At 58.7% G+C, this 12,688-nt stretch carries 9 protein-coding genes; 7 read left to right on the forward strand and 2 right to left on the reverse strand.

The window, feature by feature from the left end; all coding sequences use genetic code 11:
* Positions 1 to 157: 157 nt before the first annotated feature.
* The 5 genes from V6S97_RS14715 (at position 158) to V6S97_RS14735 (ending at position 6,987) form a co-directional block, all read left to right on the forward strand.
* A complete protein-coding gene (locus V6S97_RS14715; protein ID WP_003507098.1) occupies positions 158 to 1,009 on the forward strand; it encodes a hypothetical protein in 852 nt (283 codons plus the stop codon).
* Positions 1,010 to 1,139: 130 nt separating this feature from the next.
* The gene (locus V6S97_RS14720) at positions 1,140 to 3,389 is read left to right on the forward strand and encodes a polysaccharide biosynthesis tyrosine autokinase (protein ID WP_003507100.1); all 2,250 of its coding nucleotides are present in this window, start codon (positions 1,140 to 1,142) and stop codon (positions 3,387 to 3,389) included.
* A gap of 13 nt (positions 3,390 to 3,402) precedes the next feature.
* The gene (locus tag V6S97_RS14725) at positions 3,403 to 4,056 is read left to right on the forward strand and encodes a hypothetical protein (RefSeq protein WP_003507102.1); all 654 of its coding nucleotides are present in this window, start codon (positions 3,403 to 3,405) and stop codon (positions 4,054 to 4,056) included.
* A gap of 79 nt (positions 4,057 to 4,135) precedes the next feature.
* The gene (locus V6S97_RS14730) at positions 4,136 to 5,707 is read left to right on the forward strand and encodes an O-antigen ligase family protein (RefSeq protein ID WP_003507105.1); all 1,572 of its coding nucleotides are present in this window, start codon (positions 4,136 to 4,138) and stop codon (positions 5,705 to 5,707) included.
* 74 nt (positions 5,708 to 5,781) lie between these two features.
* A complete protein-coding gene (locus V6S97_RS14735) occupies positions 5,782 to 6,987 on the forward strand; it encodes a glycosyltransferase family 4 protein (RefSeq protein ID WP_334427264.1) in 1,206 nt (401 codons plus the stop codon).
* Between the two features lie 41 nt (positions 6,988 to 7,028).
* Here V6S97_RS14735 and V6S97_RS14740 read toward each other — a convergent pair whose 3' ends face one another.
* Together V6S97_RS14740 and V6S97_RS14745 are read right to left on the reverse strand one after the other, a co-directional pair.
* A complete protein-coding gene (locus V6S97_RS14740) occupies positions 7,029 to 8,123 on the reverse strand; it encodes a glycosyltransferase family 4 protein (RefSeq protein WP_003507109.1) in 1,095 nt (364 codons plus the stop codon).
* A 55-nt stretch (positions 8,124 to 8,178) separates the two neighbouring features.
* Complete coding sequence (locus V6S97_RS14745) at positions 8,179 to 9,327, reverse strand: glycosyltransferase family 4 protein (RefSeq protein WP_334427266.1); 1,149 nt, start codon at positions 9,325 to 9,327, stop codon at positions 8,179 to 8,181.
* 413 nt (positions 9,328 to 9,740) lie between these two features.
* On the opposite strand from V6S97_RS14745, the gene V6S97_RS14750 reads away from it, so the two are divergent.
* Both V6S97_RS14750 and V6S97_RS14755 read left to right on the forward strand, forming a co-directional pair.
* Positions 9,741 to 11,090, forward strand: a complete 1,350-nt coding sequence (locus tag V6S97_RS14750; protein ID WP_334427538.1) for an SGNH/GDSL hydrolase family protein — start codon at positions 9,741 to 9,743, stop codon at positions 11,088 to 11,090.
* A gap of 123 nt (positions 11,091 to 11,213) precedes the next feature.
* Entirely contained in the window at positions 11,214 to 12,638 is a 1,425-nt protein-coding gene (locus V6S97_RS14755; RefSeq protein WP_003509543.1) for a hypothetical protein, read from the forward strand.
* The last annotated feature ends 50 nt before the right edge of the window (positions 12,639 to 12,688 follow it).

Raw genomic sequence — 12,688 nt, forward strand, 5'->3', positions numbered from 1 at the left:
GCCGTTAACAATAGCTGAGGGTTTCCGCTGCGGGTTTATTTTAGCGCTTGATCCTTTGCTTGGGCTGTGCGATTTAAAAAGAAATTTTAGATGTTGGGTAACCATCCCCAACGTTGGATGTATTTAAAGTCGTATTTTAAAAGATTTGGAGAGTTGGATGCCCCGCATTCGTAACGGCTCGATGCTCGTTGGTGCGATGTTTGTTGCCAGCATGGGTCTCTTTTCCACTGTCGCCAACGCACAAAACGTGGATTCCGTGCCGCCGGCCGCCGCGCAGCAGACCCCTTCGGTCGAAAGCGCCGCAACAGGCGCGCCCGTCAAAGCCACCGATGAAACCACCGCTGCATTTCTTGCCCGCGTCAACACCACCAATCCGGACACGGTTTCCATTACCGCGGCTGAACTGTTCAAGCAGTCTCCGACGCAGGGAATGATCAAGGATCTGGTCACCATTGCTTCCAGCACGGATGCGGCAACGGCCGACGTGACCGGAAAAGTGACGAGCGGCTTTCCGATCATCGCGGTTTCCACCAGCGCGGCACAGTTTTCCGAACAGCTTTCCGCCCTGATCCTGAGTGATTCCGGCCAATTGCCAACCATCGTCGCACTGGCCCAGAAGGTCGGCAACAAAGACTTTTCCGAAGTTGTTGGCGAAGGCCTGGCACTTGCCCACGCCACCGCAATGCGCAATGGCAATACGATACTTGCGGCCGCCATCCAGTTGCAGACAAAAGGCGCCAACGTGCCCGCCGATCTTCTCATTGCCTTTAGCGAAAATATCGAGGGAACGGCTGCCGGCCCGGCCGCTCCTGCGGCTGCCGCGGCGGCTGCATCGCCGATCGGCGGCGCGGGATCCTCGCCGGCCAGCGCCAACAGCATCGGCGGCTCGGGAACCGCAGGTGCCGCAGGCGGCACCGCACAGGCAGGTGGCGGGAGCCCGCCGGCTGGCCGTGGCAGATCGCTGTCAACCGGCAGCACCAGCACGCCGACGAGCACGAGCCCCGTTTAAATTTGGCTTTGTCGCCTTTCCCACCGGGAAGGCTGCCGCCAGTTCTGTGATGCAACCGTGACTTGGCGGGCCTTGCGCCTGCCGAAAAGAGCGAGGCTGACAGTTGTTGCAAAGGCACGATCCCCTGACGATGGCCGACTACGATAAAAGCGGGCTGACGGCCGAGTTTATCGACATCGATGCCGCTCTTGCGATAATCCGCCGGCAATGGCGCATCGTCCTTGCCGCGATCGCGGTTGCCGGGGCAATCGGCCTCGCCTTTGCCGCGACGGCCGTGCCGATCTATTCGGCTACGGCGACCCTGCTGATCGACCGCAACAATAGCCAGATTGTCGAACAGCTTTCGACGATCGGCGGCGTCATAGAGGATGAGGCCTCCATTCTGAGCCAGGTCGAGGTCCTGCAATCGGAAACCATCGGGCTTGCCGTTGTCGATAGTCTCAAACTCACGGAAAATCAGGAATTCAGGGCAACGCGTGCGTCGCTTCTGAGCTCGATATTTGGCACTATCCGTTCGCTCGTCAACGTTTCGCAATGGTTCTCGCCGGCAAAAAAAGAGTCTGTTGTTGACGATGGAACCCTAAAGAGATCGCTGTCGGACCAGCTGCTTAACGGCCTCAGCGTCAAGCGCATCGGCCGAACCTACGCGCTGGAACTCACCTATAATTCGACATCGCCGGTTCTCGCCGCGCAGATCGTCAATGCCGTGGCCTCGGCCTACCTGCTGGACAAGCTGAACTCCAAATACGAGGCGACGCGGCGGGCCAGCGACTGGCTGTCCGACCGTATTGCGGAACTGCGCCAGCGCGCGCTTGATACCGATCTTGCCGTGCAGAAATTCCGGGCCGAACATAATCTGATCTCGACCGGCAATAACAGCCTGCTTTCCGATCAGCAGCTGGCCGAATCCAATAGCGCCCTTATTCTGGCGCAGTCGGAGACGGCAAAGGCGCGGGCGCGCGTGCAGCGCATCGAGCACATTCTCGCCACCGACGATGTCGACGGGGTCGTCACCGATATTCTCGACAGCTCCGTCGCAAACGATTTGCGCAAGAAATACCTTGAGTCCTCGAAGATCGAGGCGGAAATCACGAGACGCCTCGGCAGCAACCATATTCAGGCCGTGCGTCTGCGCAATGAAATGCAAGAATACCGGCGGTTGATGTTCCAGGAAATCAGCCGCATCGCGCAGAGTTACAAAAGTGATCTGGAGGTTTCGGAAGCGAAGGAAAAATCGCTTGCCGAGAGTGTCGCCAAAGCAACCGACATCAGCAACTCGGCCAGCGAAACACAGGTTCAGCTGCGCGAATTGCAGCGCGAAGCCGAAACCTACAAGAACATGTACCAGACGTTCCTGCAGCGTTATCAGGAAGCGATGCAGCAGCAGTCCTTCCCCGTGACGGAAGCGCGCGTGATTTCCAAGGCGATGCCGCCCAGGATTCCGAGCAAACCGAACAAGCCCATCATCCTGGCGCTGTTCATGATCATGGGCGCGGCAGCCGGCGGCGGTATCGCCATGTTCCGCGAATTCCGCGATCGGTTTTTCCGTACCGGCGAACAGGTTCGCGATGTCCTCGGACTGGAATTCCTCGGCAATACCCCGCTGATCCCGAACAAGCCGACGACAGAGGCTCCGGAAAGCGGCCATCCCGGGCTGACGCTTCCCACCAGCGTTGCGCGTTACGCGGTTGACCACCCGCTCTCCTCCTTCGCCGAAACCCTGCGCAGCACCAGACTTGCCATTGATCTCGGCATTTCCGCCAAAAGCGGAGCGCGGATTGTCGGTGTCGTCTCGGCCTTGCCGAGCGAAGGCAAATCCACGATCTCCATCAATCTGGCGCAGCTGCTCGCCGGGCAGGGCGCTCGGGTCCTGCTGCTGGATGCCGATATCCGCAATCCCGGCGCCACGCGCGCCATGGCGCGCCACGCCAGCGAGGGTCTGCTCGAAGTATTGCTGGAAGGCCGCAGCGTGCAGGATGTGCTGCTTCGTGACGAAAAGACAAGGCTCGCTTTCCTGCCCACAGTGGTCAAGCAGCGTGTCCCTCATTCCTCCGAACTGCTGACCTCGGCGCAAATGCACAAGCTGCTGGCTGAAGCCAGCAACGCTTTCGACTACATCATCGTCGACCTGCCGCCGCTCGGGCCTGTGGTCGATGCACGCGCCATGGCGGGACGGATCGATGGTTTCATCTTCGTCACGGAATGGGGCAAGACAGCTCGCAGGGCGGTGCGGAACACGGTGGAAAATGAGGTCCATATCCGCAAGAAGTGCCTCGGCGTCATCCTCAACAAGGTGGACACCGAAAAGCTGAAGCTTTATCGCGCCTATGGTTCAAGCGAATATTATCATTCGCGCTATACACGATATTACCATGACTAGGCGTGGCGGCGTGATGCGCCTGCGGAAAATCCTCGCGGTCGTACCGGTCCTCGTCATTTCCGTCTTTGTCCTGTCTGTCGCGGCGCAGGCATTTTCCCAAAGCCGGCGTTTTTCCGATATCGTCGCATTGGCAAGGATCGCCGATGAAAATAACGGTCTTGCACCTGAACTGCTTGCAAAAACCGTCGCTGAACTTCACCCCGTCATCACCGAAAAAATCTGCCGTTCGGATATCGTCAAAGCCGGGCTAAGGCTCGTTCTGGCCGATCTCGATGCAAATGGCGCCGATCCGGCATCCGATTCCGGCGCGGCGCGCCTCGGTTTTGCCGAGACCTTTATTCGCCATTCGCTCTCCTGTTTTCCCGCAAATGGCGATGTCTGGCTGCGTCTTGCCATGGTTCGTTCACTGCGCAACGCCTCGCCCATGGAAGTCGCCGTGCTGATGAATTTCTCCCAGCTCTACGGGCCCGCCGATGCCAATCTGATCCGTGGGCGTTTCGTGATGTGGCAACAATTTCCGAAAAACACCTTGCCCGAGACCGAAGCGGCCCGCGAGGCGGACACGGCCATCGTCTGCGGCAGGCAAGGAGAAATCCTGCGATGGACCCTGGCGGAAGTCTGCCCAAAGCCGCCATCGGAAGGCGCGACACGCCTGACGCTGCCATGATCTGAAACGGCGAGAGAACAAAACCCTGTCCGTCATTCGGGCATAACCACCACAAACAATTCCGACAAAGCCCAAAGACATGTCGCTTACCGAAGCCCGATCAGAACCGCTCTCCTCCCCGCAGCCTCCATCGGCGGCAGTTCGGGACCGTGTCCGGCCGGTCGCAATCGTCGCGTTCTGGGCGATCTTTCTGCTGGCGCTTCTCAATCGGGGCGCAACGGAAATCGAAAGCCGCATCGTTGTCACGGCCGGCATCTATCTCCTGCTGGTGCCATCGATCCTCCTGTTCGGACCTCCCAAGGCCGGTGCAAGCAAGGTACTTGCGGCGGCCTGCCTTTTGTTGGGAGCGCTTATCGTGCAGATGCTGCTGCAGGCATCCCCCCTGCCCGGCATCGCGCGCGCCAACCCGGCCTGGTCCACCGCCGCCATGTTCATGCAGAATGCGCCAGCCGCAACGATCTCACTGACGCCTGCGGATGACCGACTCGGCCTCATGAGCGCCGCCCTGCCTTTCGGCGTTTTCATGACCGGCCTTGTGATTTTCGATACCGACGAGCGTGCGGCAAAGACGCTGCGATGGTTTGCAATCGCCGGGGGCTGGCTCGCGCTGTTTTCAATCGTGCAATTCGTGCTTTTTCCAGAAGTTCTCGGCTTCATCCAGAAGCGCTTTTATCTCGGCAGCCTCACCGGTGTTTTTGTCAACCGCAATACCGCCGCAACCTTCTTCGGTCTCATTCTTCTCACGCTTGCCGTATTATTACACAAAAGCCTCCTCGCCCCGGATTGGGAAAGGGTAAAGGCGCTCGTGGCAAACCGCCTGACCGTGCCGACTGAGCAGAAAAAGCTCATCCGCAGAGCCGCTTTTCTCGGGGTACTAGCGGGCTTTTGCTTCATCGCATTGATGCTGACGGGATCGCGTGCCGGGATCGGATCAAGCCTCGCAGCGCTGATTTTCCTGATCCTTCTGATCGTGTTCAACTCTCCCGCCAGAACCGGCCGCAACGGGGTCTCCGGCCGGCGCAGGCAGCGTGGGACGAGACGTCGCGCCGCGCTCCTGATCGCGATCGCCATCGCCCTGTTTGCACTTTTCGCCAACCGGGTGGCGCTTCGCATGGAAACACGTTTGGAAGATGACATGCGCTTCTGCTACATGCCGGGCATCGCGCGCGCCATCGCCGACAATTGGCCGCTGGGATCGGGTCTGGCAAGCTTTACGGACATCTATGCGCCCTATCATGCCGCGCGATGCGGGGTGGACGCCGTCGTCACCCATGCCCACAATGTCTATGCCGAGGGGCTGCTGACACTCGGCGCGGCCTTCCCGTTTTACCTCGCTTTTTTTGTGCTCATCCAACTGGTGATCTTTATTCGCGGGGTACGGAAACGCAGAAATTATCGTTATGCCTCTCATCTCGGCCTTGCGGCGCTGCTGCTTGTGCTGCTGCATTCGACGCTTGATTTTTCGCTGCAGATTCCCGGCTTCGCCATGGCCTATGCCGTTTTCCTCGCCCCGGTCGTCACGCTTTGCCTGAACCCGCCCGGAATGGAACGGGAAGGACGCAAAAGGCAGAGACAATCTCCGGCCGAAGCTGCAATGCCGGCACCGATCCATTCAAGCCGGACGGCACAAACTCCGCTTCGTCTGCCATGACAGGAGTTTGGCATTGGTTCGCGGATGCAACATAATTGTCGTGATCTTAACGCCATGGGCGCAGGAATTTGAGCATGCGGATATTGCAGATAACCTCGCTATTTGCTCCGGATCGGGTGGGAGGTGCGGAAATATTCGTGGAAGACCTCGCGCGTGGACTTGCGGATAAAGGACACACGGTCGCGGTGGCCGCCATCTCCCGTAAAGAGCAGGCAGCGGAACAGCGAGACGGTTTCGCCATTCACCGCCTAGGGCACACCACGCCGTTCTTTATCGGCGACTGGGGGCAACAACCGGAATGGAAGCGAAAATACTACAAGATCGCCGTGCAACTGGATCCGCGCCTAGTTCGCCGGCTTGCGCATGTCATCGATGATTTCCGGCCGGATGTGGTCAATACCCATTCTCTCTCGGAACTGACGCCGCTGATCTGGCCGATGATCCGCAAACGCGGCATTCCGCTCGTTCATTCGCTGCATGATTTCACAAGCATGTGCACCAACGGCTCGCTGTTTCATGACGGACATATCTGCGATGGCAGCAGCAAAAAATGCCGCGCCTTTTCTTACCTCCACCGGTGTTGCCAATGCGCGGTCGATGCGGTTGCCAGCGTTGGTCACGATATCGTCGAGCGTCATGTGCGGGCCGGGTTTTTCACCCACGTGCCTAAAAACCGCCGCACCGTGATCTGGAATGCGATTTCACCACCGGCTTCGCCACAACCGCGCCTCCCCCGCGCGCCGGGAGAGCCGCTCGTCTTCGGTTATCTGGGCCGCATCGAAGCGGCGAAGGGAGCGGACCTGCTGATCGAGGCCCTGCAGCTCCTGCCGCCGCAAGGCTGGCGACTGGTCATGGCGGGCCGCGCGCCTGATGGTATCGAGGCCTATCAGCAAAAGACAGCCGGCCTTCCGGTAACGTTTCCGGGCTATGTGGAGGCCGATCATTTCTTCGCCGGCATAGAGTGCCTCATCGTCCCGCCTTTGTGGCCGGAGGCGTTTGGACGTACCGTCGCCGAAGCCATTCTGCGCGGCGTACCCGTCATCGGCGCAAATCTTGCGGGCGTTGCCGAACAGATCGGCGCGGACAGGCCGGAACGCCTGTTCGCGCCGGGCAATGCCGCCGAACTGGCCGCGCGCATGGCGGAGGCCATGCGCAATCCCGCCATGCTCGAGGAAACCCCTGAAACCCGGGAGCGAATTCGGCAAGGTGTCGCACCCGAAGGGGTCGTTGCAGCCTATGAAAAGCTCTATTCGGATGTGCGTAAAACCAACGACGCATGAACCGTCACTGTCGAGACAAGGCGCTTGGGCATCCCCTGGTCTCAACGCCGCGCTTGAAAAAGCTGCGCGTAGCTCTCCGCCGCCTTCTGCCACGAATATAATTTACGGTTCTCATAACCTGCCTGGCGAAGATTGTCTGCGAGTTCCGGATTCCCCAGAAGCCGCTCAAGCGCGTCAACAAGGCTTTGAGTGTCCGCCGGATCGAAAGTCAGGGCGCCATTGCCGGCGATCTCCGGCGTTGCGGAACGGTTGGAGCAGACGACCGGGCATCCCAGCTGCTGCGCCTCCAGCACAGGCAGGCAGAACCCCTCATAGGTAGAGGGTACACAAAGGCAGGCGGCATGGCGGTAAAGTTCGGCCAGCTGCCGGTCATCTATTCCGGAAAGCCGGATCAGCCGGGTTTTCAATTCCGGATCATCCAGCGCGCCGGCGATTTCCTCCGTCTCGTCGCGGCCGACATGCACGACACGCAGATCCGGCCATTTTTTACCGAGTATGGCAAAGGCTTTGCCAAGGAGGGAAAAATTCTTGTTGGAAGTCGCGTTTCCGACCACCAATATGTAGCGCCCGGCAACAGGCGGTACAAAACCAAGAGTCTCGGGATCGACATTCAGCGTACTGTCGGAATGAATGGTAAGGCTCTTATTGGCAGCGGCAGGATAAAAACGCGCCAGATCCTTCCGTGTCGCATCGGATACGCAGATGACATGATCCGAACCGGCCATCGTCAGCTTGAAGATGAAATCGGTCGTCAGGGTCGCCCGCCAGCCGATCTGTTCGGGAATGGTTTTGAAATAAAGATCGTGAACAAGGGTGAGACGCCGTTTGCCGCCGAGGGGACTTCCGAAAGGATCGGCGTTAAACAGCACATCAATGCCATGCTGGCGGCAAAGCGCGGGCAGCATGGCGGCCTGACGCACCACGTCAAAAACCATGATGCGCGGCCGCGGAGTCTCGATAAGCTGCAATCGGCTGTCGCGCAGGCCTTCTGGCAGTTGCGCCCGCGTCCACGGAGAGCGCAGAATATAATCGTCACCTGTCTGCTCCAGCAGCCGCTCCAGCAGGCTGAAGGTGACGCGGGCGACACCGGAAGCCTTGCCGCCATATTGGCTCGGCATGTTTACGAGAATGCGCATCCTGGCCCTTCCGCCTGCCGGCATTGCCTGTTCCTGTCGATCACCGAACGGAAGCTCACGCTGCCTCCTCCAGCAGCGCGGAAACGGACCTGCAGGTTTCCTCCAGCGAGAAACGCTGGCTCACATCCTCCCTCCCCTTTTGCGCCAGCCTTTCCGCCAGAGCCGGATCGGACAGAACGCGGCCGAGCGCTGCGGCCAGCGCAGATGGCTCTCCCGGCGGCACGAGAAGGCCCGTTTCGCCGTCACGGATGATTTCGGTAACCCCGCCGCCGCGCGTGGCGACAACCGGACACCCGCACATCATGGCCTCGACAACCACCCGGCCGAAGGGCTCGGCAACAATTGAGGTGTGAGCAACCGCATCCATCGCCGCCATCAGTTCCGGCACATCCGAGCGGAAACCGAGGAAGCGGACACGGCCGTCGAGACCGAGACTGGACGCCTGTTCGCGGATGCGCGCCTCATAGGCCTCCTGCCCGAAAAGCGCTCCCCCGACGATCACCGCCTGCACGCCCTCCATCGCCGCAATCGCCTCCAGAAATACATGCTGTCCCTTCCATTCGCTCAGCCGGCCAAAAAGGCCGACAAGCGGTTGCGGACCGAGGCCCAGTTCCGCTCGCAGCCGCGCGGCCTTGCCCGGCTCGTAGACCTTTGCCCTGGCGGGATCGAAGCCGTTGTAAACGATGCGAACCTTATTCGCCTCGCCGCCGGCCTCGATGAAAGCCCGGCCCGTTTCTTCGGAATTGACAGCCACCAGCTTGGCGAAAAGGCGCGCAAATGCCAGCGAAGCCCGACGGTTGGTGGCGCTGAAAGCGGGATCGGTGACGATATCGTGCAAAATCCAGACGAGCGGGCGACGGCTGAGCTTCGCGGCCAGCGCGCAGACAAAAAGCGCCTTTTGCGAGTTGGCGCAGATCACATCATAATGCCGCGCCTCCCGGCTCAATTGCCGGGCGACCGCCATCACATCAGCCGCTCCGCGCAACAGGGCGCCGAACGACGCATTGCGGCGGATTGACAGCATTTTTTCTCCGGCGGACAACATGACCGGAGGCCGCCCGGCGTCAGCCAGATCATCTGCGGCCGCACCACCACTGAGAAAACAAGCGCGCCAGGAATGCGGTCCACCCTTGACGAGATCAGCCAGAAAAAGTTCGGCGCCGCCCTTCTCTCCGGTATGGCTGACAAAAAGAGCGGATGTCATGGCGTCTCCCCTGCCGTAGGAGAGAACCCACGATGCGTCTGGTTTTGATTGCGGGCATGAACAGCACACCTGCGAAAAGAACCATCCTGCGCGATAGCGACAGGGATATCTTCGTCGGAGATTACAGAGAAATGCACATTGCTAGATAAAAATACCAGCATCAGAACCTTTATTAGTAATAAAATTTAAAAATAGCAAAAGTAAAATACAATTATTCTATTTTTATACTTCAGACGAAATGCAAGAAAAATTCATGACGTTTGTTTTTATGCGCTGATCGCCATCCCGCTCCCGGCATTTTTTTCCCGTGCCTCATGGCGGAATTATCCTGAGGCCAGACCAGGAGAACGAACGATGACAGCGCTCGGATACAACATATGCATATATATGGCACGAACGGAAGAGGTGGCGGCATGATCGGCGTAACGCTCGGCATCCGCCCCCGGACCATGGGTGCCATCGGTCTTTCCTTGACGGCGTTCTCTGTCCTGCGCGCCCGGCTGACAGCGGGTCAGAATGCCACGCTGTTCGTGAACGGCGACAGCACCGCCCATGCCGAAGCCGGACCATTTCAGCAATTTGCGATGATGCTCGGCGAACTGCACGATACGACGGTGGTGTTACACCGCTGGGCGGAATGGGAAACGAATGCCGCCACCGGGCCAAAAGCCTATGCGGAACCGGTCACGCTGCGCGCCAGTAAGGGGGCGAGGCTGGCGGTCTATCTCGCAACGCTACCCGGCGGCATGGCGGGTTACATGCTCGCGGAACAGCGCGCAGCGGCGCTGAATATCCCCCGTCCGGATCTTTGCATCCTGCATCAGGGCCATAATATGCAGACCTTCGAGGTGCCTGGCGGCATTTTGAGCTCCGGGCGATCCACCCTGCTCGGCCCGCTCGGCATGACCGAATGGCAATGGCCGGGCACGCCACAGCTCATCACCACGCAGAACCCGTGGCGTGATGGGACGGGTTACGACAAGGTCTATCAGGCAATCCTCGATTTGGCCCGAGCACATCCAAACCTTACGCTGGTGGATACGCATGCGGCGTTTCTGGCGAAGGCCAAGGACGCCGCCCTTTATCGGGACAATATCCACCCGAACGATGCTGGATTGCGGCTCATTGCCCGAACCCTGTTCGATTCCTACCTCGCTTCGGCATCCGACAGCGGTTTTCAGACACCTTGCTGGCCGAAGCTGCCTGCCGCCAATCTCATAGGGAATGGTGACTTTACCGACTGGTCGGGCTCCGCTCCGACGGGCTGGGGCCTGATTGCGCCAGGCTCGGCCACCAAAACCACCGAAATCATCTTCTCCCCGTCCTTCGCAAGCAGCCTCGCGCTCTATGCGAATGGCAGCCAGACCGCCGGGCTCACGCGTTACTTCCGCAATGCGGAGGCCGCAGCGATGATCGGCAGGACGATTTCATTCGCCGTGCTCTACAAAAACAACGAGAAGCAACGTCTCCCTTACATCATGCTGGTTGCTAAAAGCGGCGGCGCAGTCAGGACGATCATTTGCTCCGCCCTCCAATTTGGAGGCGCCAACATCTCCGGTAACAGCGGCTGGATGTGGGCGATCGCCAACGGGATCGCCATAGATCCAGACATGAGCCCGACCGGGTATAATTTTTATCTGCGCATCCTTCCCGCATTCGGCACCAGCGCGCCCACCTCAAATGAGCCAGTTCACATTCAGCGCATCATCGCGGTCGAAGGGGCTTTGCCGAAAGGCAATCTTGTCCAATGGAGAAACGGATAAAATTATCTTGCGTGGCGACGTCATCGAGCCCACTAATGGTCGCCATATTATATTTATTGCCGCGCGGTAACGCACCTCTCTAAAGGACCGTCGAAATCCGCCTACAAAAGATAAAGGCCGCGAATGAAAAAACGAAAAAATCATGCGGCATCGCGCCTGCCCGCCCTACCGGGTTTCGTTTTGGCAATGCCGCTTTATCCCTCAAAAACAATCAATATTCCCGGCATCTTTCTGGCTATATTCGTTTTTTCCATCGGTTTCTTCATTCAGTGCAACGTGGTGACCAGCAATATCGGCCTGCGTTTCCTCAACATTACCGACATGCTGGTGCTGATGACGCTGCCCGTCATTGCGCTGCTTTACATTCGCTGCCTGACACCGTCGATCGCCCTGTTTTACCTCCTGCCGCTGACGGTCCTGTTTGCACTGACGGCCGTGTTTGCCGACGCGCGTGGCGATGGCGAATTTTATACGACGGCGATGACCTATTTTTATGCGGTCTATTTTCTCTTCTTTGCCTACATGCTGTTCAAGGAGAACCTTCTCCAACTGTTCTGCTGGGGCATGTTCGCGGGCTTCATAGCCGTGACGATCCTGCTTTTCCTTGACATCGTCATTCATGACCAGCTTGCCTCCCTCGGATTGTCCTTCATGTTCGATGAGGCGGGCGTCCTGGAACTCGCGGCAAAAGGTGAAATAACGCCGCTGCTTTTGCGCGTCGAAAAGGCAGGCGGCATCTGGCCTGTGGGAAACACCGCTGGACCAGCCTTCGCACTGGCCGGAGCAGCCGCTGCCTATCTCGCCGAACGCCAAAGACGGCCCGCGCTGTTTGCGGTGTTTCTGCTCATATACCTGGCAAGCTTTACGCTCACGCTCAACCGCTCGGGTGTGTTTGCCGTGCTCGCCATCGGACTTTATTTTTACGTCCGGAATTTTTCGGTCAAAATGCTGCTCAGCACGTATTTCGGCTTTGCTTTATGCGCCCTTGTCATCGCCGCCGTTCTGCCGCTCGGCGCTTTCGACTTCGCGGGAGAGGTATTTTCGAAACGTTTTCTCGAGGACAGCAATAGCAGCAACAACTTGCATGAGCGGTGGGAGACGATCACCGGCGGTTTTCAGGTCATGTTCCTGCATCCGTTGGGCATCGGATTTACCGCTCGATATGAAGAGCTTGCGCGTATCGCAAAGATCGGTACGCCCCATAACGGCTTTATGGCCACCGCCTACGCTTCCGGCCTGGGATTTTGCATGATGAGCGCCTTTGCGCTGTTTTATGCAATTTTCCGAAAACGCAAGATCGGCTTTTTCGTCTATTCGGCGATCGGGATCATTATCGGCTATCAGTTCGAAGAGCTGAATTTCAATCCCGTCTTCATGGCCCATGTGGGGCTTGCCCTCGCCTACGCCGCCATAGATCTGGACTTCAGGCTCTTCCTGAAGACCACAGTGATGCGGATGCTGGGAACAGCAGATGACGCTCGCCACCGAGAAGAAGGAATCGTTATCGGTAATCCGGGCCTCAGCCCCTTATTGTCTGACGGCAGATAGCAACAAGAAGGCCCTTATTTTTGAGGGCCCATTTTACCCAGTCCGGCCCG

This window comes from Agrobacterium sp. CCNWLW155, assembly GCF_036888815.1.
In the GTDB taxonomy this organism is placed as follows: domain Bacteria; phylum Pseudomonadota; class Alphaproteobacteria; order Rhizobiales; family Rhizobiaceae; genus Agrobacterium; species Agrobacterium radiobacter.